Annotated in this window: 23 protein-coding genes and 1 pseudogene; 9 read left to right on the top strand and 15 right to left on the bottom strand. The window is 65.6% G+C overall.

From position 1 onward, the window contains the following. Window positions 1-197, top strand: a pseudogene (locus tag ACI3K3_RS01240) (class I poly(R)-hydroxyalkanoic acid synthase); the annotation flags it as partial. 597 nt (window positions 198-794) lie between these two features. Here ACI3K3_RS01240 and ACI3K3_RS01245 read toward each other — a convergent pair. Next, window positions 795-1322 (bottom strand): hypothetical protein, encoded by a 528-nt coding sequence (locus ACI3K3_RS01245; protein WP_404911561.1) that lies wholly within the window; start codon window positions 1320-1322, stop codon window positions 795-797. On the opposite strand from ACI3K3_RS01245, the gene ACI3K3_RS01250 reads away from it, so the two are divergent. After that, window positions 1315-1749 (top strand): phasin family protein, encoded by a 435-nt coding sequence (locus ACI3K3_RS01250; RefSeq protein ID WP_404911562.1) that lies wholly within the window; start codon window positions 1315-1317, stop codon window positions 1747-1749. The two genes, ACI3K3_RS01245 and ACI3K3_RS01250, sit on opposite strands and share 8 nt — an antisense overlap. Before the next feature lie 300 nt (window positions 1750-2049). Beyond that, entirely contained in the window at window positions 2050-2331 is a 282-nt protein-coding gene (gene clpS / locus ACI3K3_RS01255; RefSeq protein WP_404911781.1) for an ATP-dependent Clp protease adapter ClpS, read from the top strand. A gap of 39 nt (window positions 2332-2370) precedes the next feature. On the opposite strand, the gene ACI3K3_RS01260 is transcribed toward clpS, so the two are convergent. Further along, window positions 2371-2949: a hypothetical protein gene (locus ACI3K3_RS01260; RefSeq protein WP_404911563.1), complete on the bottom strand. Its 579-nt coding sequence runs from the start codon at window positions 2947-2949 to the stop codon at window positions 2371-2373. A 241-nt stretch (window positions 2950-3190) separates the two neighbouring features. Between ACI3K3_RS01260 and lptF the strand changes: the two genes are divergently transcribed. Both lptF and lptG read left to right on the top strand, forming a co-directional pair. Further along, window positions 3191-4417 (top strand): LPS export ABC transporter permease LptF, encoded by a 1227-nt coding sequence (lptF, locus tag ACI3K3_RS01265; RefSeq protein WP_404911564.1) that lies wholly within the window; start codon window positions 3191-3193, stop codon window positions 4415-4417. Window position 4418: 1 nt separating this feature from the next. Beyond that, on the top strand, window positions 4419-5516 hold the full coding sequence (gene lptG / locus ACI3K3_RS01270; RefSeq protein ID WP_404911565.1) for an LPS export ABC transporter permease LptG: 1098 nt from the start codon (window positions 4419-4421) through the stop codon (window positions 5514-5516). 43 nt (window positions 5517-5559) lie between these two features. On the opposite strand, the gene ACI3K3_RS01275 is transcribed toward lptG, so the two are convergent. After that, window positions 5560-6663, bottom strand: coding sequence for a fatty acid desaturase family protein (locus ACI3K3_RS01275; RefSeq protein WP_404911566.1), 1104 nt, complete (start codon window positions 6661-6663; stop codon window positions 5560-5562). Between the two features lie 149 nt (window positions 6664-6812). Here ACI3K3_RS01275 and ACI3K3_RS01280 point away from each other — a divergent pair, with 149 nt between their 5' ends. Continuing rightward, on the top strand, window positions 6813-7997 hold the full coding sequence (locus ACI3K3_RS01280; protein ID WP_404911567.1) for an N-acetyltransferase: 1185 nt from the start codon (window positions 6813-6815) through the stop codon (window positions 7995-7997). 5 nt (window positions 7998-8002) lie between these two features. On the opposite strand, the gene ACI3K3_RS01285 is transcribed toward ACI3K3_RS01280, so the two are convergent. Together ACI3K3_RS01285 and lipB are read right to left on the bottom strand one after the other, a co-directional pair. Then, the gene (locus tag ACI3K3_RS01285) at window positions 8003-8332 is read right to left on the bottom strand and encodes a hypothetical protein (RefSeq protein WP_404911568.1); all 330 of its coding nucleotides are present in this window, start codon (window positions 8330-8332) and stop codon (window positions 8003-8005) included. Further along, window positions 8329-9012: a lipoyl(octanoyl) transferase LipB gene (lipB, locus tag ACI3K3_RS01290; RefSeq protein ID WP_404911569.1), complete on the bottom strand. Its 684-nt coding sequence runs from the start codon at window positions 9010-9012 to the stop codon at window positions 8329-8331. Before lipB ends, ACI3K3_RS01285 begins: the two co-directional genes overlap by 4 nt. Before the next feature lie 92 nt (window positions 9013-9104). Here lipB and ACI3K3_RS01295 point away from each other — a divergent pair, with 92 nt between their 5' ends. Beyond that, window positions 9105-9917 (top strand): hypothetical protein, encoded by an 813-nt coding sequence (locus tag ACI3K3_RS01295; protein WP_404911570.1) that lies wholly within the window; start codon window positions 9105-9107, stop codon window positions 9915-9917. A 91-nt stretch (window positions 9918-10008) separates the two neighbouring features. Here ACI3K3_RS01295 and ACI3K3_RS01300 read toward each other — a convergent pair whose 3' ends face one another. The 5 genes from ACI3K3_RS01300 to ACI3K3_RS01320 all read right to left on the bottom strand — a co-directional run bounded on the left by ACI3K3_RS01300 (window position 10009) and on the right by ACI3K3_RS01320 (window position 14461). Next, entirely contained in the window at window positions 10009-10641 is a 633-nt protein-coding gene (locus ACI3K3_RS01300; protein ID WP_404911571.1) for a class I SAM-dependent methyltransferase, read from the bottom strand. Between the two features lie 102 nt (window positions 10642-10743). Beyond that, window positions 10744-11088 (bottom strand): arsenate reductase family protein, encoded by a 345-nt coding sequence (locus tag ACI3K3_RS01305; protein ID WP_404911572.1) that lies wholly within the window; start codon window positions 11086-11088, stop codon window positions 10744-10746. After that, window positions 11085-11657, bottom strand: a complete 573-nt coding sequence (locus ACI3K3_RS01310; protein WP_404911573.1) for a (2Fe-2S)-binding protein — start codon at window positions 11655-11657, stop codon at window positions 11085-11087. Before ACI3K3_RS01310 ends, ACI3K3_RS01305 begins: the two co-directional genes overlap by 4 nt. Window positions 11658-11739: 82 nt before the next feature. Continuing rightward, window positions 11740-13767, bottom strand: a complete 2028-nt coding sequence (locus tag ACI3K3_RS01315) for a TonB-dependent receptor plug domain-containing protein (RefSeq protein WP_404911574.1) — start codon at window positions 13765-13767, stop codon at window positions 11740-11742. 1 nt (window position 13768) lies between these two features. Then, window positions 13769-14461: a fumarylacetoacetate hydrolase family protein gene (locus ACI3K3_RS01320; protein WP_404911575.1), complete on the bottom strand. Its 693-nt coding sequence runs from the start codon at window positions 14459-14461 to the stop codon at window positions 13769-13771. A 316-nt stretch (window positions 14462-14777) separates the two neighbouring features. Between ACI3K3_RS01320 and ACI3K3_RS01325 the strand changes: the two genes are divergently transcribed. Further along, window positions 14778-15287 carry a YqgE/AlgH family protein gene (locus ACI3K3_RS01325; RefSeq protein WP_404911576.1) on the top strand — a complete coding sequence of 170 codons (510 nt, stop codon included), beginning with the start codon at window positions 14778-14780 and terminating at the stop codon, window positions 15285-15287. A gap of 132 nt (window positions 15288-15419) precedes the next feature. Here the strand turns inward: ACI3K3_RS01325 and ACI3K3_RS01330 are convergent, their stop codons facing one another. The 5 genes from ACI3K3_RS01330 to ACI3K3_RS01350 form a co-directional block, all read right to left on the bottom strand. Then, complete coding sequence (locus ACI3K3_RS01330) at window positions 15420-16013, bottom strand: NTP transferase domain-containing protein (protein ID WP_404911577.1); 594 nt, start codon at window positions 16011-16013, stop codon at window positions 15420-15422. After that, complete coding sequence (locus ACI3K3_RS01335; RefSeq protein ID WP_404911578.1) at window positions 16010-16999, bottom strand: XdhC family protein; 990 nt, start codon at window positions 16997-16999, stop codon at window positions 16010-16012. Before ACI3K3_RS01335 ends, ACI3K3_RS01330 begins: the two co-directional genes overlap by 4 nt. Beyond that, entirely contained in the window at window positions 16996-17598 is a 603-nt protein-coding gene (locus ACI3K3_RS01340) for a TetR/AcrR family transcriptional regulator (protein WP_404911579.1), read from the bottom strand. The genes ACI3K3_RS01335 and ACI3K3_RS01340 overlap by 4 nt, the downstream gene beginning before the upstream one ends. A 91-nt stretch (window positions 17599-17689) precedes the next feature. Then, window positions 17690-18322, bottom strand: coding sequence for a murein L,D-transpeptidase catalytic domain-containing protein (locus ACI3K3_RS01345; protein ID WP_404911580.1), 633 nt, complete (start codon window positions 18320-18322; stop codon window positions 17690-17692). Window positions 18323-18577: 255 nt separating this feature from the next. Next, on the bottom strand, window positions 18578-19834 hold the full coding sequence (locus ACI3K3_RS01350) for a polyhydroxyalkanoate depolymerase (protein WP_404911783.1): 1257 nt from the start codon (window positions 19832-19834) through the stop codon (window positions 18578-18580). 230 nt (window positions 19835-20064) lie between these two features. Between ACI3K3_RS01350 and ACI3K3_RS01355 the strand changes: the two genes are divergently transcribed. Beyond that, on the top strand, window positions 20065-21876 hold the full coding sequence (locus ACI3K3_RS01355) for an ABC transporter transmembrane domain-containing protein (RefSeq protein WP_404911785.1): 1812 nt from the start codon (window positions 20065-20067) through the stop codon (window positions 21874-21876). Window positions 21877-22038: the final 162 nt, after the last annotated feature.

Consider the following 22038-nt stretch of genomic DNA (forward strand, 5'->3'; position numbering starts at 1 on the left):
ACGACGCGCAGACGGACACTCTTCCTGAGTTCGTCGCCGGTGCGCGCGAGCATCCCGGCAGCTGGTGGCCGCATTGGGCCGAATGGCTTCGGGGTCTGGACGATACGGAAGTTGCCGCGCGCGGCAAGCGGCGTCCGGGCGGGCGCGGCGACAAAGCGATCGAAGATGCGCCTGGCCGTTATGTGGCGACGCGATAGCGGCACTCACAAATCGCCTTAGACAGGCCGCACCGCGCATGCGGCAAACGGAATTGCCTGGCGTGAGAAAAATCGCGTCCGCTTCGGTGGCATTTTGCGGGACATCGATCCTTCGCGCCATTCCGCTCGCACATGCGCATCCTTGGCCTTTCTGCCGGGGAAATCCCTTGACCTGGTTATTTCTCCGTATTTTCCGGAACTTCCGCACGCGTTAGGATGTTGCCGGACCAGCACTGTTGGGCCTCTTGAGTGTCCGTTCACGCCGCTTGCAAGCCTCAGCAAGCGGGGTTTACCGCGTATTTCATGCCATGCTGCAGTGCAGCATAAGTTGATTGACTCCCGCACTGCACAGCCGTATTGTGCGTCGCAGCAAAGACTTTTTCGAATCGCACTCGGGAGAGGTTGGTCTGAACGCGGATGATGGTCCGCTTGTCCACCTGCCAGCTTGCGATCCGCCCCAAGACCAGATTGCCAGCAGAAAAGCAGGAAGTGTCAAATGGCCGGTCAGGAAGAGACGAAAGACGACGCGCTGGCTGCAAAGGCTTATGAAGCCGCAGCGGCGAAGACCCCGGTTGCTCCGATCAAGAGTGGTGCGGATCAGGGCGTCCCAGGCAAGCCGGAAGGCGCGGCACCGGCTATCGTGAAGCCGGACGCTGCCAAGTCGGAAGCCACCAAGCCGGTCAAGCCAATCGAAGCGACGCCCGTCGCTCCGAAGCCGGCCGTTTCGAAAATTCCTGAAGCAAAGCCGGCGAAGACGCTTCCCGGCCTTCCGCAGCCGATAGCCTCGGCAGCGAAGGCTCCGGAAAAGGCGGCGAAGGCGAAAGTAGCCAAGCCGTCGCCCGCGCCGAAGGTTAAGGCGCCGGTTGCGCCTGCACCCAAGGTGTCGGCACCGGTGGCGAATGTGGCTCCTGCGAAGGCAGCCAAGAAGGTTCCGGTCCAACCGGTCAAGGCTCCGGTCGCTGCGGCTACGCCCGCGGTGTCGAAGTCGATCAGCGATGTTGCCAAGGCCGCGCCTGCAGCCGCAGCGACAAGCGAGAACAAGGTGGCAGAGACCGCCGAATCCAAGACGAATATGTTTGCAGGATTGTTTACACCCTTCATCCTCGAGGAAAAAACGATGGACATTAGCGCTAACTTCGCCGGTTTCCAGGACACCGTGACCGAAGCCCAGGCCAAGGCCAAGGCCGCTTTCGAGAAGAGCTCGGTTGCGTTCGGCGAAGCCGGCGATTTCGCCAAGGGCAACGTCGAAGCCGTTCTCGAATCGAGCAAGATCTTCGCCGAGGGCCTTCAGGGCATCGGTTCGGAGCTGGTGGCTGAAGGCCGCTCGGCTTTCGAAACCTTCACCGGCGACATCAAGGAACTTGCTGCCGCCAAGTCGCCGACCGACTTCTTCAAGCTCCAGGGCGACATCCTGCGCAAGAACTTCGACAGCGCCGTGGCTTACGGTTCGAAGAACAGCGAAGCGGCCCTCAAGCTGTTCAGCGACACGATCGCGCCGATTTCCGGCCGCGTCAGCGTTGCCGTCGAGAAGGCCCGCCAGGTCGCAGCCTAAGCCGCGCCCGGCGAACTAACGCCTTTTTCGAACGGTCGGGTGGGCTCTCCCACCCGACCGTTCTGTCGTCATCGGGAATGATCTTGCCGTCAAAATGGGCGGTGCATCTTGTTTCTGGACGCTGCAATACGATATTCTCTCATCATGCTATCCCTCGCCGCTGATTCCAGATTGCCCTTTCCCGCGCCCGCGCATCGCGTTCGTTCGCATGCAGAACCGCCCAAGACGGTCGTTCGTTCGGCAGGCGACAACGATTCCGACGGGCACGACGGCGGCTCCGATGGCGACGATCAGCTCGGTATCGCCACCAAGACGCGCGCGAAGCCGAAAAAGCCTAGCCAGTTCAAGGTCTTGATGCTGAACGACGATTATACTCCGATGGAGTTCGTGGTTCTCGTGCTGAAGCGCTTCTTCCACATGGATCTTGAACAGGCGACGCGGGTGATGCTGCACGTTCACCAGAAGGGCGTGGGCGTCTGCGGGATATTTCCCTACGAAATCGCCGAAACCAAGGTGAACCAGGTGATGGATTTCGCGCGGCAGAACCAGCATCCGCTCCAGTGCACGCTGGAAAAAGCCTGAGCGAGATTCGCGGCTATCCGGCCTTGAGCCTTTTACCGCTCAGGCCGAATCAGAGCGTTCGATTTCCCGAAGCGGCGCGGTTTCCCGAAATGCTTGTGCGATCGCCTGGAACTTCGCCGCGATCAGCGCGGCCGCAACCGAATGCGCCGTGGCCTCGGTCTGGAAGCCTAGCTCGGCCACGGTGATACGGGCCCAGTCATGCAGCGGGCTCAACGTTTCCACCTCGTAAGTGACGCCTTGTGGAAGCAAGGTCACGGCCGCGCGTCCGCAGATACCGTCCTGCAGCAGCCGCGCGGCGCGTTCCTCCCGTTCCCGCCAGCATGCCGCGTCGATCGCCCGCGCCCATCGCCCCATGATGAGCATAGCCTCGCGCACGATCGTGGCCGCTTCCCCGCGCGAGGCGGTGCGGGCACGGCGCGCGAAGCCAAGGAGTTCCCTTTCCAGCAGGGGATCGGCGATATCGGGGAGAGTGCGGCAAGCGGCGACGAGCGCCCGCACGGAGGAGTGTTCCAAAAGCACGATCTTCAGCAGGGCTTTCGGCTTTGCGGGAAAGCTTTCGGCCCTATTCGGGGATTGGCTCCGGATCGTTGCCGGAACCTTGCGACGTGCCACCGCCATGATCGCAGCGGCGGCGAAAAGACAACCTCTGTAGCGGCAATTTAACTGTGACATCGGGCGCGAAACGGCGCGCAGCCGCGCCACGCTTCGGCGCAGGCCGGTTCCGGCTGGTCGTATGGCGGGGGATGAGGAGGAAGGGAGGCGGAACGTCTGAAGACAATTCGCTTTGCCCCTAGGCGCCAAGCCGTTAAGGGCTTGGGGTGCACGGTTTTATGATGACACCTCTGGTGAACCTTTCAGCGTGAAATTTCTCAGCGCCATAGATCGCTACATCTTTCGCCTCGTGCTGATGCCGATGCTCGGCATCTTCGTGCTCGCGGCGTCGCTGCTCGTGCTCGACAAGATGCTGCGGCTGTTCGACTTCGTGGCAACGGAAGGCGGGCCGATCGGCGTGGTCTTCAAGATGCTGGCGAATCTCCTGCCCGAATATGCCAGCCTGGCGATTCCGCTGGGCCTGATGCTCGGCATCTTGCTGGCCTTCCGGAAACTCGCGACATCGAGCGAACTGGACGTCATGCGTGCCGTCGGTCTCAGCTATACGCGGCTTCTGAGGGTTCCCTATATCCTCGCGCTGCTTCTGGCGGGGCTCAACTTCGCCATTGTCGGCTATCTTCAGCCGCTCTCTCGCTATTACTACGAAGAGCTGAACTACGAGCTGAAATCCGGCGCGCTCGGCGCTTCGATAAAGGTCGGCGAATTCAACGCGCTGAAGGATCGTATCGCGCTGCGGGTGGACGAGAGTCGCGACAATGGCCGCCGCCTGATCGGCATCTTCGCGCGGGTTGCCAACCAGAAGGGGCAGGTGCTGTCGATCTCGGCGCGCGAGGGCCAGTTCCTGGCGCTGAAGGGCGCGCCCGATACGATCATCCTGCGGCTGGACCAGGGCCAGATCATCCAGGACATGCCGGGAAAGAACCCGCGCGTGCTCTCCTTCACGCGGCATGACCTGCCGATCGAGCTTCCGCAGATCGAGAAGTTCCGCAAGCGCGGCGGTTCGGATCGCGAGTATCTCCTGCCCGAACTGGCCAAGCTCGGCTGGAACAAGGATCTTCCCAAGGAAGAGCGGATCTCCAGCCAGGCGAACTTCAATTATCGCATGGTCGAAGTGATCATGATGCTGCTGCTGCCCTTGCTTGCGGTGGCGCTGGCCATTCCGCCCAAGCGCTCGACTTCGGCCTTGGGGCTGTTCGTCTCGATCGTGATGGTGGTGGCCTATCACAAGGTGAACCAATATGCGGCGGACGTGGCCTCGCTGGGCAGGATGAACCCGATCCTGGGCCTGTGGGGACCGTTCTTCGTCTTCGCGGCGCTGATCCTGTGGATGTACTGGCGAGTCGCCTACGTTCCTGGCGGCCAGGCGATCGGCTGGCTCGAAAAGGGCGCGGAGATCGTCGTCAAGCGGCTCAAGTCCCTGCTGAAGCGCACCAAGCGCGGACCGCTCCTTCCCGAACCCGCGGACCCTTCCTGAGATGCAGCTGGAATTCTTCCCCTCGCGCACGCTGACCTGGTATCTCGCGCGCCTGTTCTTCACCCGTATCCTGGCCGTGCTGTTCATGCTGGTGCTGGTGCTCCAGATGCTCGACCTTCTGGGCGAAAGCGGCGATATCCTCGCGTTTCCCGGCAATGGTCAGGAGCAGCTGCTCTACTACGTGACCTTGCGGGTTCCGCAGCTCATTGCGCGCTTCCTGCCTTATTCGGTACTCTTGGCGACGATCATCACGCTGGCCACGCTCAACCAGAACAGCGAAGTCATCTCGATGAAGGCGGCGGGGCTTTCGGCGCATCAGGTGCTGGCGCCGCTGATCCTGACCGCGCTGATCATCTCGCTGGGCAGCCTTGCCTTCAACGAGCGGATCGTCACCCGGTCCACCGCCACGCTGAACGCCTGGCAAGCCGTGGACTATGGGCAGATACCGAAGAACCCGGGGGTCAAGGCGAACCTCTACCTCGCCGATGGGCGCGACCTGCTGATGGCGTCCAGCCTGGACGGGCAGGGCGAAGGGATGGTGCTGCACGGCGTCACCTTCTATCGCCGCGATGCCAACGGCATGATCGTCGAGCAATATCGCACCGATCGGGCGGCCTTCGCCAATCCGGGCTGGCGCTTCGAAAATCCGGTCAAGTTCGATGTCGCGACAACCACGACCACGCGGCTGGAGCCGACTGTCCTGGCGCCCGGCATCACGCCGACCAAGATCATGCTCTCCAAGGTCGATGCCGATTCGGAAGATTTGTTCCAGCTATCCGCTTCGATCGAGGCGATGAAAGTGGCGGGGAGGCGGACCAGCGAGTTGGAGGCCGCATGGTGGCACAAGCTTTCGGGGCCGTTCTCCTCGGTGCTGATGCCGCTGCTGGGTGCGATTGCTGCATTCGGTCTGGCCCGTTCCGGCCAGCTCCTCATCCGCGCGATCATCGGCATGGCGCTGGGTTTCGCCTACTTCGTGCTCGATAATGCGGCTCTGGCGATGGGTAATTTCGGCGGCTACCCGCCGCTGATTGCGGCCTGGGCCCCATTCGTGCTCTTTGCGCTGATCGGCGAGACAGTACTGATACGAACCGAGGAATAAGAAAAAAGCCCCGCGTTTCGGCGGGGCTTTTTTTTATCGGCTGTCAGCGGGCACCCATGGTGCTTCTGGCGAGCCGTTCGAGCAGCGGCATCAGGCCAGGATAGTTCGCCTTCGCATAAGTCGATCCCGAACCGAACTGTGCGGCGAGCCGGCGGTGTGCCTCGGCTAGCGAGTGGTACGGCATCGACGGCAGGAGGTGATGAAGCGCATGATAGCGCAGGCCCACCGGAGCCCAGAGTTCCGAAAAACGGGCCGGAGGCGGCACGTTCACCGAATCGAGGTACTGCGCGGTAACCGTCATGGCATCGCCGTCGTTCTCCCAAAGATGGGCGACAAGCGTCCTCACCTGGTTGAGGAAGGCGGTCAGCGAGACGACGCAGAGCGCGATCAGCAGCGGGCGCCAGCCGTAGGCATAGCTGGCGACGAGCACCGAGATCGCCCAGACCGAGCATCCCAGTTCCTGCCAGAAGACCATGCGCGCGAAGGTGCCTTCGGGCGGGCGACGGCTGAACTGCGGGTTGATGGCAAGCGCCGAGGCGCGTCCCCACACCAGCTTGCGCAGCGGCGGGATCACCGCGCCCAGTGGCACCAGCAGGGCCGAGCGGATCAGCAGTGCCACCGGCAGCAGGATCGCGGTAAGCGCGAAGACCGGCAGGCTCCACGGCTTCATCAGCGCGAGGGGCAGGTATTCGGGATCCTCCACAGTGCCGTAGCGGGTGCGGGTGTGGTGGATGGTGTGGACGCCCTCGTACATCAGCGAGGGGATCAGCATCGGAATGCCCACCAGCAGGTTCCACGCCAAGCGGAAACCGGGCAGGGCGTCTCGGTGGATATGGGTCAGTTCGTGAATGAACAGCAGCGCGCGGTAGAGCGCGAGGGCCGACAGGAGGCCCAGGGCCACGGCTGCCCAGGCGTTGTCGACCAGGATGGCACCTGCCAGCGCGGCATAGCCGACGGCGCTCGAACCCAGCATGTCGGGCCAGTAGATCTCGGGACGGGCGGCCGCGATGTCGCGCGTCAGTTCGACGGCGGCACGCAGCATGGCCTTGTCGTCGGGAATTTCCGAAGATCGCGGGCGTGCGCTTTCACGCGTGGCCGGGGCTTCGCGCAAGGTGGGCGACAGATCGATGGCTTCCTGGGCAATCATACTATTCGAGTCCAAAAGTCTCCGGGCATAACCGGCCCGGCGCGTGTTTTGCAGGCGGTCCTGCCATGCGGTCCTGCTTGACAAGGTGCAGGGACCGACCGCAGGTCGCGATCCAAGCAATTCCCATAAGGCGGAACAAAGGCAGGATCGTGGCCAAAGCCGAACTAGTCATCACACCCGTTTCCAGCAAGGCCGACCGGCTTGCCTTTGTCGATTACGCTTATCGGCACTATGCGTTAGATCAAAATGGGGCGTCAGATCAAAACTGGGTGCCGAACTTGCGTTCGGAGGAAATCTCCAAGTTCACGCCCGGCAAGAATCCGTTCTGGGATCATGCCCATGGCCAGCTTTTCCTGGCGAAGCGCGGGGGAGAGGTCGTCGGGCGCATATCGGCGCATATCGATGAACTGGCGCTGAAACAGCCTCCTGAGCAGGGCATGGGGCCGGGCACCGGCAACTGGGGCGCGATCGAGGCGGAGGACGAGGAAGCGGCCCGCGCGCTGATCGCCGCCGCCGAAACCTGGCTGCGCGAGGAAGGCATGACCCGCGTGCTGGCGCCGATGAACCTGTCGGTTTGGGAAGAGCCGGGGCTTCAGGTACAGGGCTTCGATCACGCGCCGATGGTGATGATGGCGCATCACGACGCGGCCTACCGGCCGTGGATCGAAGGCGCCGGCTATGACCGCGTGAAGACGCTCTACACTTACGACCTCGACGTGACGAAGCCGTTCCCGCCGCTGATCCAGCGCATCGTCTCTTCCGGTGAGAAGAACGCCAAGATCCGCATCCGCGAGGTCGATCCCAAGCGATTCGACGAGGAAGCGGCGCTGATCTGCGATATCCTCAACGATGCCTGGTCGGACAATTGGGGCTTTGTGCCCTTCACCGACAAGGAGATCGAATATACCGGCAAGGCGCTGAAGCCGCTGGTCCACCCGAGCCTGATTCGCATCGCTGAATACGAGGGCGAGCCGGTGGCCTTCATGATGACCTGGCCCGATCTGAACCAGGCGCAGAAGCGGCTGAACGGGCCGAAGGGCAAGCCGTCTATCCTGAGCTTGCTCAGGCTGCTGCTCTGGCTGCGCAAGCCCAATCCCGCCGACATGCGCGTGCCGCTGATGGGCGTGCGCAAGAAGCTTCAGTCTTCGCGTCTCGCCAGCCAGCTGGCCTTCATGATGATCGAATATATCCGCCGCTCGGCTGTCAGCCAGTTTGGCGCCAAGCGCGGCGAGATCGGCTGGGTGCTGGACGATAACCAGGGCATGGTCGCCATCGCCGGCGCAATCGACAGCACGATCAACCGCGAATACGCGATCTACGAAAAGGCGCTCTGAGCGCCTTATTCCGCCGTCGCCGCCTCGACATCGGCGGCGGCAGCAGCGGCGGCATCGGCTGCGGTGTCTTCGGGTGCCGCGGCCTCGCTGGCCGATCCGCGAGCGGAAGGCCGCGAAGGTGTCGTATTCGCCACGGGGTCGGCCAGCGGCGACTGCGATCGCACGGTGTCGTAGGGAAGCATGTCGTCTCCCACCGAGCGCGGCAGGATCTTCGCGCCGGCGGCGGCCTTCTGCGAGGGGCTTTCCTCCTTCTTGCAGCCACCCAGCACGAGGCAGGCGGAGGCGGCGAGGAGCAGCGCCAGTCGGGCGGTTGCGGCGTTCCGGGGCGGGGTCATGCGGGCTTCTCCGGAGGGCAGGGACGGTCCAGCGCGGCCAGGAACGCGGGTGCGCGGGCAATGAGGGCCTGGTCCCAGGTGGCGAATTCGACCTCGCGGCCGAGTCGCGTCAAGCTGGTGACGCCGAACTCGTCGATCCCGCAAGGGACGATTCCCGTGAAGTGCGACAGGTCAGGGCGGATGTTCACCGCGAAGCCGTGCATCGTCACCCACTTGCGGATGCGCACGCCGATCGCGCCGATCTTGGCTTCCCGTCCGTCGACATCCTGCGTCCAGATGCCGATGCGGCCTTCGCTGCGGAAGCTTTCCACGCCGAAATCGGTGAGGGTGTCGATCACCCAGCCTTCCAGGCCATGGACGAAGCCGCGCGCATCCCGCGCACGCTTGCGCAAGTCCAGCAGGACATAGGCGACGCGCTGGCCGGGGCCGTGATAGGTGTAGCGGCCGCCGCGTCCGGCCTCGACCACTTCGAATCGGGGGTCGAGCAGTTCGGTGCGGTCGGCGCTGGTGCCGGCGGTGTAGACGGGCGGATGTTCGAGCAGCCAGATCAGTTCGCGCGCTTCTCCTGCGGCGATGGCGGCATTTCGCTCCGTCATTTCCTCAAGCGCGGCGCGGTAGGGCACCGGTTCGGCGCTGATGCGCAGTTCGATATCACCGGGAAGCGTGTCGGGAAAAGTCATGCCGCGTTGCGTGGCGTCATTCCCTGCGGTTATCAAGTCACTTTGAAAGGCCGGCCTGCATCTGCGGGTATTGGACGGCATCAGGAGCAGTTATGAAGTTCGACAGCAACAGGGCCTGGACCCAGGCATCCCAAGCGGTTTCCGCCAACCGGGAGGTGGTGCTGGCGCTGGCGGGCGTGTTCTTCCTGGTGCCGCAACTCGCCTTCGCGATCTTCTTTCCGCAGCCCGAGATGGGCACCGGCATGAACGAGCAGCAGGTCATGGCGGCGGTGAAGGCCTATTACACGTCGGTCCTTCCGGTGATGATCCCGCTCGCGCTGCTTCAGGCCGCCGGCACCCTGTCGCTGCTCTGTCTGCTCGATACCGAGCGGCGCCCGACCGTGGGCGAGGCGATTCGCGCCGGCGTGAAGGGGCTGGTTCCCTATCTGGTGGCGCAGATCCTGCTCGGCCTTGGATTGGGAGCCGTGGTCCTGACGGTGGCGGGCATATTGGCTGCCGTGGGCGGAAACCTGGGCGCCGCCATCGGGCTGGCCATCGCGCTGGCCTTCGGGGTGGCCGTTTTCGTGCGTTTCTCCGTGACGGCGCCGGTCGTGGCGGTTGAAAAGACGCTCAACCCGATCATGGCGCTCGGCCGCTCGTGGACGCTCACCAAGGGCCACACCGCCCGGCTGCTCGGGTTCTATGCGCTGCTGGGGCTGGCGATGGTGGTGCTGATGATCTTCGGCAACATCCTGACCCTGCCGGTGACGCTGCTGGCGCCCGCCGAAGTCGTCCGCGTGGTTGCGGCGATCGTCGAATCGATCATGGCAACGATCATGGCGCTCTACTTCGTCGCGGTGATCGCTCAGGTCCACCGCCAGCTTGCCGGGCCGAGCGCGGCGCAAACCACACGCACATTCGAATAGCGGACGTTCGAATAGCGGAAACGAAAAAGGCCGGCGTGGGAAGCGCCGGCCTTTTTCGTTTAGGCAGTTTGGGAAGCGCCGTGCGGCGTTCTCAATCCTCGTCCTTCCAGCCCCAGAACAGGAAGCAGGGCGGAACGTTGATCGCTTCCATGCCGCTGTCGATCCGCTTGAAGTGACGCGCCATGAATTCGCGAGCCTTGGGCGTGAACTGGTAGACCAGGAACGCGCCGCCCTTGCGGATGACGCGGTAGGTGGCAGAGGCGATCGCCGGGCCGACGCCATCGGGCAGGGTGGAGAACGGCAGGCCGGACAGCACGTAGTCCGCCTTTTCGTGGCCATGGGCGCGCACGATATCCTCGACGTCGGCCGCCGAGCCGAGCACCGCCGTGAAGCGGCTGTCGGTGATGGTGCGGCGCAGATAGTCGATGAACAGCGGATTGGTGTCGATCACGATCAGGTGGCCATCGCGTCCCAGTCGATCGAGCACAGGGCGGCAGAACGTGCCGACACCGGGGCCGTATTCGACGAAGAGCTTGCAGTTGGCCCAGTCTACGGGCCCCAGCATGCGATTGATCACGAAGCGCGAGGACGGAACGATCGAACCGACCATCACGGGATTGCGCAGGAAGCCTTCGAGAAACACGCCCCAGGGTCCAAGGCTGTGTTTGATCTTCCGCTTGATCCGCTGGGGCAGCGCCTCTCGGGCAAGCTCGGTACTGGTCATGCTGGAGGAAGCTCTCGCGTTTGTTGTCGTCCGGCGAAGGGCGATTCGGTGACAGATCGAGGACGACTTTGCAAGCAAGCGTCGGCCATTGTTACGCTACGTTTACAGAATCTCGTGGACCTTTTCCTGAGGACGACAAAGCCTGGCGCCCTTTTCGGTTTCCACGAGCGGCCGTTCGATCAGTGCCGGTTCGGCGGCCATGGCGGCCAGCACCGTGGCGTCGTCGGCTTCGGGCAGGCCGCGTTCGGCCGCTTCGGTGCCGCGCAGGCGCAGGCCCTGCTGCGGGGTGATCCCGGCATCGCGATAGAGCAGGCCCAGCTTTTCGGCCGAAGGCGGGGTCTTGAGATATTCGATCACCTCCACTTCAAGGCCGGGCGTTTCCTCAAGGATCGCCAGCGTCTTGCGCGAAGTGCCGCATTTCGGATTGTGCCAGATGGTCGCCTTCACGGGCGTTGCTCCTGTGGTTCGGATGATGTCGTTTTCAGGGGTGCGAGCGCGGGCACCTTGCGGGCGGCGTCCTGCGGCGTGATCCCCGGCGCCGGGGCGGCGCTGATGGTTTCCTCGCGCCGCATGACCCGGCCCGCGCGCTGCACGGCAGCGATCAGGCGCGGGTAGACGCCGCAGCGGCAGAGATTGGGAAGCGCCTCGCGGATTTCCGCTTCGCTGGGATTGGCATTGCGCGCCAGCAGCGCGGCGCCGCCGATGACGATGCCGGGCGTGCAGAAGCCGCACTGAATCGCCTGTTCGGCAACCATGGCCTGTTGCATCGGATGGGAGCGATCCGCCGACAATCCCTCGATCGTGGTGACGAACCGTCCCTCGCACTCGCCCAGGGTGACGAGGCAGGCGCGCAGCGCGGCGCCGTCCACCAGCACCGTGCAGGCGCCGCAGTCGCCCACGCCGCAGCCGTATTTGGTTCCGGTGAGATTCGCCCCGTCCCGCAGGCCCCAGAGCAGGGGCGTCTGCGGATCCATGGCGATTTCGACCGGATGATCGTTGACGGTCAGGCGCGGCATCGCGCTTCCTTATGCATGCGCGCGGCCTTGCGCCAGTGCGCGGGCTGCGACGGGACGGTGCTCATGCACGGCCTGTCGTGGTTCAGCGTAGCGCGACGCGCAGGCCGGCCCAGAACGTGCGCGGGGTGCCCAGGTCGATCGAACCGTTCTGGTTGCGGGTGACGATCTCCTCGTCGGTCAGGTTTTCCGCGCGCAGTACCAGCGAGAGCGGCCCGGCGACCGGCACCTGGACATAGCCGTCGAGCGTCGTTGCGGCAGGCAGCACGTAAGTCTGGAGGTCGTCCTCGTACTGCGCGCCGACGTGGCGCAAGGTCGCCGCCAGACGCCAGCCTTCTGCCGGGAGCCAGGCGAGCGTGGCGCTGGCCGCGAACTTCGGCGTTTGCGAGGGGCGCATGCCGTTCAGGTCCGGGTCTTTCGCGCGTACCTTGGCGTCGGTCCAGGCCAGCGAGCCGTCGAACCGCACTTTGCCGAGATCGAGCGCCGCGGCGGCTTCCACCCCGCGCGCGTGCACGGCATTGACGTTCTGCCGCTCGCGGGTCGTGCCGCTCAGCGTGACGTTGGCGACCGCATCCTTCACCTTGTTGTCGAAGGCGGTCAGCGACAGCGTCAGCGCTTCCAGCGGATGGAAATCGATACCCGCCTCATAGCCGCGCAGACGCTCGGGCTTGAGGTTCGGATTGGCCTCGGTCGTGATCGGGAACACCACGAAGGGACGATAGAGTTCGTTGAGCGTGGGCAGGCGCATGCCGGTATAGGCGGCGGCGCGCAGGCTCACGGCCTTGCTGGCATGCCAGACCAGCCCGGCTCGCCCGTTGCCCATCCAGCCGGAGCGATTCGCATAGGTATCGTCCTGCGTCACCACGCCCGCAGGGCTGACTGCGCGATAGAAGCCGTTGCGGATGGTCCAGCGATCGGCCCGGCCACCGGCGGTGAGCACGAGATCGCCCAAGGTCCAGTCGTCCTCGATATAGAAGCCGAGGTCGGACTGGTTGCCGCCCGCGCGGCGCACTTCCTGGATCCGGCCCGCCTGCCAGGGCAATTCCAGCAGGCGGCCGTCGCTGAGGCGCAAGTCGGTGCCGATCCGCAGCACATGGTCCGCGCCGATCGGAGGGCGCAGTTCCGCCTTGCCGCCAAGGGCGGTGGTGGGCGTGCGGTGCTGGTCGAGCGTCTTCCTGTAGGTGCTCGAACTGATGACGACGTTCGAGAAATCCTGCGCCTGCACATAGCCGAGCACGTCGAACTGCCAGTCGCCCCGGCCGACCAGCCGCAGTGAGGCCTGCTGGCCTTCCGACGTCGAATCGGCGCCCTTGAAGCGCAAGGTGCGTTCATCGCCATACGCGAGGACGGAGGCCTGGAGTTCCACCGTTTCGCTCAGCGGCGCGACGGCGCGCAGCGAGGCCGACCAGCTGTCATAGGCTGCGCGGGCGGAGGCGGGGACGCGTTGTTCCCTTGGCGTCGTCCAGAACCCTTCGCCGCGGTCCCATTGCACGCTGGCGACGAGGAAGCCCGCGCCCAGCTTCGGCGCGATCGTGGCCGAGGCCTGCGTTTCGCCGCGGTCGTTGACGAGGGCGCTGCCTTGCAGGGCGCCGATCTGGTCAGGCCCGGCGCTGGTCATCTCGATGGTGCCCGCCACCGCGCCCGAGCCGAACGCGCCCGATCCGCCGCCGCGCGTCACCCGGATTGACGAAATCCGCTCGGGCGCAATGGCGCTGTAGGGGATGTAGCCGAAGAACGGGTTGGCCACCGGCACCCCGTCGAGCAGGACCAGCGTGCGGCTCGACGCATTGCCGCCGAGCGCGCGCAGGGTAGCGCCCTGCGAGGATGGATTGGCCGAGCGACTGTCCGAACGGCGGAACTGCGAGAAGCCCGCCACCGAGTTCAGCACGTCCTCGATCCGGCCCGAGGCACTGGCGACCACCGCGTCGCGCTCGATCGTCTCGACGTCGTAGGCTGGGGTGGCCGGACCCGATTCGAGGCCGTGGCCGGTGACGATGATAGGGCCGCTCGGCTCGGCGGTTTCGTCGGCCAGGGCGGGGGGCGCGAAAAGAATCGCGCAACCGGTCAGCAGGGCGGCGCGGGTGTTCGGGCCAATCATACCAGAAAGGGGCATGTCAGGCGGCGTCGATCGTCAGCACCACAGGCTCCAGCCCCTCGACTCGGCCTTCCAGGCGGTCGCCCGGCGCCACCGGGCCGACGCCGGCGGGGGTGCCCGTGTAGATGAGGTCGCCCGGCGCCAGGTGATAGAGGCGCGAGAGGTCCGCGATGAGTTCGGGCAGGCTCCAGATCATCTCCGAAAGCGGGGCATCTTGCTTGATCTCGCCGTTCTTCGCGAGAGTGATGCGCCGCTCGCCCGATGGGCCGAAAGCAGCGGCGCGGGTGATCGGGCCGATCACGGCGCCGTTCTCGAAGTCCTTGCCGGTGTCCCAGGGGTAGCCCTTGGCCTTGGCGGCGTTCTGGAGATCGCGCCGGGTCATGTCGAGGCCGCAGGCATAGCCATAGACAAGGTCCATCGCCTCGTCCGCCGCGACCTGGAAACCCTCTCCTCCCAGCGCGACGACGAGTTCCATCTCGTAGTGGCAGTCCTGAGTTCCGGGCGGATAGAGGATCGTTGCGCCCGACGGGCAGAGCGCTGCCGGGGCCTTGGTGAACCAGATCGGCGCCTCGCGGTCCACCGCGTTGCCCAGTTCGCGGGCGTGGGCGGCATAGTTGCGGCCGACGCAGAAGATGCGGCGCACGCCATAGCGCGCGCTTTCGCCGAGCACGGGGACGGTCGGCGTTTCGGGCAGTTCGAACAGCAGGCTCACTCGCGATTTCCCCTTCTTGGCTCATGACCGGCGCACGACATAGAACGCGGCCGGGCATCGGGAAAGCGCAAGCGGCTTGCCGTCCCCCGCGAAGGGGCAGAGTTCGTTAGGAAATTCGCTCTGGACGAATTTCGCGGCACCGGCCCGCTCCCCCACCCGACCTCCCAACGATAGTACCCTATGGGAAGGTCGGGTGGGGGAGCGGGCCGGTGCCGCATTGAAAATGCCTCTGGGCATTTTCCAGACTGACTCTTACATTTACGATGTGACCGAGAAACAATACTTATCCGGGCGACTCCTTGTGGCGATGCCGGGCATGTTCGATCCCCGCTTCGACCACAGCGTGAGCGTCCTTTGCGTCCACGATGAAAACGGAGCGCTGGGCATCGGCATTGGCCGGCTGCGGGAAGGGGTGCGCTTGCACGAGATCCTCGAGGAGCTGGGGATCGATCCCGGCGTGGCGCCCGATTGCGAGGTGCACGAGGGCGGCCCGGTAGAGCCGGGGCGCGGTTTTATCCTCCATTCGACTGATTGGGGCGGCAGCGATACCGTTGCGGTGCATCCGCTCTGCGCGCTGTCCGCCTCGATGGACGTCTTGCGCGCCATTGCCGAAGGGCGAGGGCCCGAGCGCTGGCTGATGGCGCTGGGCTACGCCGGCTGGGCGCCGGGGCAGCTCGAAGGCGAGATGCGGCAGCACGGCTGGTATGCGGCGGACCCGCATCCGGAGATCCTGTTCGACACTGCTGTCGAAAATCGCTGGACCGCGACCTGGCGGGCCGAGGGCATCGATCCGGCGCTGCTGTCCAGCCAGACCGGCAGCGCCTGAGGACTGAAAAGCAAGGCTCGCGGGAAAACGTCGTCCCGGACTTGATCCGGGACCGCTGGCCGTGAACAGCCCACCCCACGGCGGGGCGCTTTCCCGCCAGGTCGCGCCTAAAGAATTGCCAGCGGTCCCGGATCAAGTCCGGGACGACGTAGGGCTACCAATAAGGGCCGAAAGATCCTCCGGGCGATCGATGTCGAGGAGCACGGCCGGATCATCGCTCTCCACGAAGACCACGTCTGTCCGGCCCCGCAGCAGCCGTCCCGCGCCTTCGTCGCCGGTGAGCTTGGCGATATTTCCGAAAAGCCGCGAGGAGAGCAGCACGGGATGGCCCGGCTTGCCGCCATGGCGGGGCAGGGTGGCGATGCCGTCCCCGAGGGCCGAGGCGAGGCGCGCCGCTTCGCCGTGTGGCACCTTGGGCATGTCGCCCAGGAACACGAACACGCCGTCCACGCCGGCCAGAGCGGTGATCCCGGCCTTGAGCGATGCGGAAAGCGCCTCGCTGTCCAGCCGCAGTACCTCCACGGGCGGTCCTCCTTCCCATGTCCCGCAATCGAGCCCCGGCCGCGCGACCACGATCACGCGCGAAACCGGAGCGGCGCGGGCGGCGCGAATGGCGTGGAACAGCAGGGGCTCGCCCTCCAGCATGGCCGAGAGCTTGTCGCCGCAGAACCGCCGCGATGCGCCAGCGGCGAGAACGAGTGCTGCCATCGGCCGGGGCGGCGTCATGCCCGCTCCCGCGCCGGGTTCAGCGCCTGCATGATCTCCGCCATGATCCCCGTGGCGACTTCCCAGGGCGATTTGCCGAGCCCGGCTACGCCAGGCGAGAGATTGAGGCGGGGGAGTTCCTCTGCCGTCGCTCCGGCCGCTTCCAGCGCCCCCAGGCGTGCCTCCGCGCGCGATTTCGCGCCGATCATGCCGACATAGCCCGCCCCGCCGCGCAGCGCGGTCAGGCAGCCGCCGAGATCGTGATGATCCTCATGCGTGGCGCCGAGATAGGCCGTCCAGCGATCGACTCCGAGTTCGGCCAGTGCCTCCGCCGGTTCGCCGCGCATGTAGCGCGTCACCGGGAACGGCGGCGGTTCGACGGGGCCGTCCGGCCTCAGCAGGATGGTCTCGAATCGCGAGAGGGTGCCGAGCTGCGCCACGGCCAAGGCGCCGGGATCGCCGCCGGAAACGATCAGGCGGCGGGGCGGATCGTAGCGGCGGGCGATCGCGAAAGGTGCTTCGGCCAGATCGAGGAGGGGGCCGTCGTCGGTGGTAACGCGCTGGGCCGTGCCGTCGCTGTGCCAGCGGCATGTCCGGCGCGCGGCGCCATGGCGCAGCAGGTCGGCGGCCGGGGCGCTGTCCGGCGCGATGCGTTCGACAAGGACGTGCAGCGCGCCGCCGCAGCGCAGCCGGATGTCGATCCAGGGACTGCCGGTGCCGTAGTGAAGGCGGCGAGGGCTGCCGTCTGCAAGCACGAGCATGGCATGGCTGGCCACGTCGCCTTCGATGCAATCGCCCGAAAAATAGCCGCTGGCCCGGATGTCCCCGCCGTCCTTCGGTGCGACGAAAAGCATCTGCGCCCCCGGACCGCGCGGCGCGCTGCCTTCCACCTTGAAGAGCGTGGCGAGAGCGGCAGCCTGTCCATCGGCCAGCGCCTCTGCCAGCGGTCTGCGAATATCGTCGATCCAGCCGAACAGCGGCCAGTCGGCATTGTCCAATCCGCTCATCGAGGGGCTACGCTGTCGCCCACCAGCGGGGCGATGACCAGGCGGTGGAGGATGCGCGCGATGTCTTCGGCGTTCTGGTCCTGTCCCTTGGCCAGCCACCAGGCCAGAATGTCGATCGTGGAGCCGGTGCCGTGCACGACGCCGAGATCCTGCGGTAGCCACTGGGCCGGGCTCATGGTGGGATTGGCCACGCCCTCGATCAAGCCGCGCGCCTGGCGGATGAACTCGTCCCGCACGATTCCCGCGGCACCGCCCGCCAGCAATGCCGACCAGAGCGCCCGATGCTGCCCGACGTAAGTGCAGAGCGCCAAGGTGGATTCGTAGCTGTTGGCGGCGTGGAGAAGGGGGATGGACAGCGCCAGCAGGCCGGCGATCTCTTCGGAGGCGACGTCGCCCAGCAGCGCTTCCTTGGTGGGATAGTGCCGGAAGAACGTGGCGTATCCGGTCCCCGCCCGCGCCGAGATATCGCGGATGGTGATCTGGTCGAAGGTCTTTTCCTCCAGCAGGCAGAGCATGGCCGCGTTCAACGCCTTGCGCGAGCGCACCTGCCGCGCGTCGGTAGGCGCGTCTTTCCTGAATCCCGCGAGATTTCCGTTCATGCCCGATCCGTAACACCCTGCCTGCGGGGTGTCTAATCCACCGGAAGAGGCTTCGGTATGGCGGATTTCGGCATGCGGTGATGAACCGGCTTCAATATTCGCCGATGCGGTCCGCGAACAGCAGTCGCCCACCCGAAAGGTGCCAGAGCGCTTCGTTGAAATCGGCATTGCTCATGGCGAAGCAGCCTTCGCTGCGGCCGAGCTTGCCCCACTTCTCGATCATCGCGGCATCGACGTACCAGGCCGGATGCATCACGATCGCGCGTTCGAGCGCCATCGAATTGTCGTTATCCAGGCCCTTGAGGCGGATCGAGGTGCCGTATTTGCCCGAATACCATTCGCAGGTGAGGAAGGCCCCGCGCGATGTGGCCTCGGAGCCCGGAAGGTTGGAGAAGCTTTGCAGCCAGCCGCTGTGCATCGGGTCCGAACCGCGCCCGTGGGCGAGCAGGAACGAACGCACCGTGCCGGATTCGAGGTTGGCGAAGTGAAAGCGGGGCTTCCATGAGGGCTGCGCGAAATCGGCGATACCCACCAGATCCCGGCGCCAGATCTGCGGGCCTACGCGCTGCAACTGCCGGGAAGCGACATCTAGAACGCGCCGCTGATACGGGGTGAGAGCGCTGGGCACCGCGCCAAGGGGGCTCGCGCCCAGGGCGGGCGAAGCGGCCGATCCGGGCCCAGCCTGTCCCGCCGTCGTTCCAAACACATTTTCTGCTGCCAGCACGCGCGACGGCAATGCCAGGCTTGCACCCGCTGCCAGTCCACCCATGAGGACAGCACGCCGACCCAACGTCTGTTCCATACCGGGAGGTTAACCTAAATCCACGCAGGATTCCATAACGATTGTCAAAGGGTTCCACCATGCGGGGCAGGTCGCCGCAAGGGTTAACCGGCCTGCCGACCCTTCCCGGCAAGCCGGTCGCGAGTCGCGGGATTGGCACGGCAGGGAACGATGGCCCCTGCCGTGCAAAGCGATTCGTCAGACTGCGGCGTCGTCCCGCTTTTCGGGGTTCAGGCCAGGGTGCTCGCGCATCCAGTCCTCAAGGATCGGCGCGATGCGGGTGCGCCACTTGCTGCCGTTGAAGATGCCGTAGTGGCCTACGTTTTCAGCCAGATGATACTTCTTGCTGCTGTCCGGCAGGTGCGTGGCCAGCTTGAGCGCGGCCTTGGTCTGGCCGATGCCCGAGATATCGTCCCGCTCGCCCTCTACGGCGAGCAGCGCGGTGTCGCGGATCGCGGCCGGATCGATGCGCTCGCCGCGATGGACGAATTCGCCCTTGGGCAGCGAATGCCTCTGGAACACGTGCTCGATGGTCTGGAGATAGTAGTCCGCGGTCATGTCGCAGACCGAGCGGTACTCGTCATAGAAAGCCTTGGTGGAGGCCGCGCCTTCGCCGTCGCCTTCGACGAGGTGCTTGAACATCCCGTAATGGCTCATCATGTGGTTGCCCAGGTTCATCGCCATGAAGCCGGCGAGCTGGAGGAAGCCCGGATAGACCTTGCGCCCGGCGCCCGGATAAGTGAGCGGCACGGTGGCGATGACGTTGTTCTCGAACCAGGAAAGCGGCTGCTGCATGGCCACGTCGTTGACGCTGGTGGGCGCCTCGCGCGTGTCGACCGGGCCGCCCATCATGGTCAGCGTGGCGGGGCGGCAGGGGTGCTGCTGCTTGCCCATGATCGCGGCGGCCGCGAAGGCGGGCACCGAAGGCTGGCACACGGCGAGCATGTGCGTGCGCGGGCCGATGTGTTCCAGGAAGCCGATTACATAGTCGATATAATCGTCAAGGTCGAAGCGCCCGGCGTCTGCGGGCACCAGCTTCGCGTCCGCCCAGTCGGTGATGTAGACTTCGCTGCTTTCCAGCATGCGGGCCACGGTGCCGCGCAGCAGGGTGGCGAAGTGGCCGCTCATCGGCGCGACGACCAGCAGCTTCGGCGCGTCCTTGGGCAGGCCGGAGTGGGTGAAGCGCAGCAGGTCGCCGAAGGGGCGGCGCAGCACGATCGATTCGGTGACGGGGAAGGACTGACCGCCGGTGGTGACGGTATCGATCCCGAAAGCCGGCTTGCCGCGCGGGGCAGCGGCATGGGCGAAGACGTCCAGCGCCGAGGCCATGACCGGGCCGAAGCCGAAATACCCCATCGGCAGGGCTGGATTGCTGAGAAGTTCGGCACCCACCGAAGCCCATGCGGCGGCTCCGCTGAGCATGGTGCGCTGCAATTCGTAGGCATTGTAAAGCAAAGTGCGTCTCCCGGACGGCGGAACGATGCCGTCCATTCCTGCAAGGTCTATAAAGTCCATTTGAGACTGAATCGTTGCGCGTGCAATGCGGCAAATCCGGGGCGGGGCGGGAAAGGTGCGTTCAATCCGGGCGATCCCGTTGATCGCAAAGACGCTTTTCATATGTCTTTTCCTGAGGCCGGGGACAGGATAAGGCCGCGCACATGGAAGCCAAAGCGGGGCAGGCAGGGATGCCCGAGACAGAGAACGCCGGCGTCGAAGCCAAGGCTGCGCGCTCCAGAAGCCTGGGCGCGCTGCGCATGGTCTGGCGCGAGCTGTTCAACTATCCCGGACGCATGGTCGTGGCCGGCCTCGCGTTGCTGACCACCGCCACATCCACCTTGGCCATTCCCTACGGATTCCGCCAGATCGTGGACCAGGGCTTCGCGGAGGGCGCCGATCCTTCGGCTATCCGCTGGTGGTTCGTGATGCTGCTGGGCGTGGTCGTCGTGCTTTCGGTGGCGACGGCGGTGCGCTTCTACAGCGTGTCCTGGCTGGGGGAGCGCGTGGTGGCCGACGTGCGCCTGCGCGTGCAGCGCCACCTGCTGACCCTGTCGCCCAGCTTCTTCGAGGAGAACAGCCCCAAGGAGATCGCCTCGCGCATGACGGCGGATACCGCGATCATCGAGACGGTGGTGGGCACCACGGTTTCGGTCGCGCTGCGCAATGCGATCATGGCGGTGGGCGGGGTGGCCTATCTCTTCGTGCTGGCGCCGCATCTTACGCTGGGGCTGGTCGTGGCGATCCCGCTGGTGATCCTGCCGATCGCCGCGTTCGGCCGCCGCCTGCGGGTGGTCGCCCGCCAGAGCCAGGACCGCGTGGCCGACATCGGCGCCACCACCAGCGAAGTCTTCGGCGCCTTGCGCGTGGTCCAGGCGTTCAACCAGGAGGGCCGCGAACTGGAGCGCTTCTCCGGCGCGGTGGAGCGTACTTTCGAGACCGGCAAACGCCGCATCGCGCTGCGCGCGGTGATGACCGCCGTGATCATGTTCCTGATCTTCGGGTCGATCACCGTGATCATGTGGCGCGGCGCGATCGGCGTTGCGGAAGGCTCCATAACCGGCGGAACCATCGCCGCCTTCGTGGTGACGGCGGGCATCGTGGCGGGCGCTTTCGGCTCGTTGACCGAAGTCTACGGCGATCTCGTGCGCGGCGCCGGCGCCGCCAGCCGCTTGGCCGAGCTTCTGGGCGAGCATCCGACCATCACGGCCCCCGCCCGCCCGCTGGCGCTGCCTTCGCCGGGGCGCGGCAAGCTGGCGTTCGAGCGGGTGACGTTCCGCTATCCCTCGCGTCCCGACCTGCCGGCGCTGCACGATTTCAGCCTCTCGATCGAGCCGGGCGAGACGGTGGCCATCGTCGGTCCTTCGGGCGCGGGCAAGTCCACGCTGTTCCAGCTGGCCGAGCGCTTCTACGATCCGCAGAGCGGTGCCATCAAGATCGACGGCGTGCCGCTGACTTCCGCCGATCCTTCCGAGATCCGCCGCCGCATCGCGCTGGTGCCGCAGGAGGGCGTGCTCTTCGCCGCCTCCGCGCGCGACAACTTGCGCTATGGCAACTGGCAGGCCGACGACGAGGCGATCTGGCAGGCGGCCCGCGTCGCCAACGCCGAACGCTTCCTGCGCGAACTGCCCCAGGGGCTCGAGACGTTCCTGGGCGAGGACGGCGCGCGCCTGTCCGGCGGCCAGCGCCAGCGCCTGGCCATTGCCCGCGCGCTCCTGCGCGACGCGCCGATCCTGTTGCTGGACGAAGCGACGAGCGCGCTCGACGCCGAAAGCGAGCGGCTGGTGCAGGATGCGCTGGAACACCTGATGGAAAACCGCACGACGCTGGTGATCGCGCACCGACTCGCCACCGTGCGCAAGGCGGACCGGATCGTGGTGATGGACGGCGGCCGCATCGTCGAGCAGGGCACGCACGAAAGCCTGAGCCAGGCGGGCGGGCTCTATGCGCGGCTGGCCTCGCTTCAGTTCGATGCCGATGCAGTGGCCGCCTTCCCTTCCTAGTTTGCCGCATTTTCCGAGTCATCAGGTGTCCACCTGATTTGAAAACGCTTCGGTTCGACGAACGCCTGACTCACCCCGACGAACTGCATTTCAGGGCTGGCGTTGCCGAATATGGCAATTATGTTGCGCCGTCATCGACGGGTCGTTCCGACCTGTCGCCAG

Origin of the sequence: Novosphingobium sp. ZW T3_23 (assembly GCF_044987305.1) — a bacterium.
Taxonomy (GTDB): Bacteria; Pseudomonadota; Alphaproteobacteria; order Sphingomonadales; family Sphingomonadaceae; genus Novosphingobium.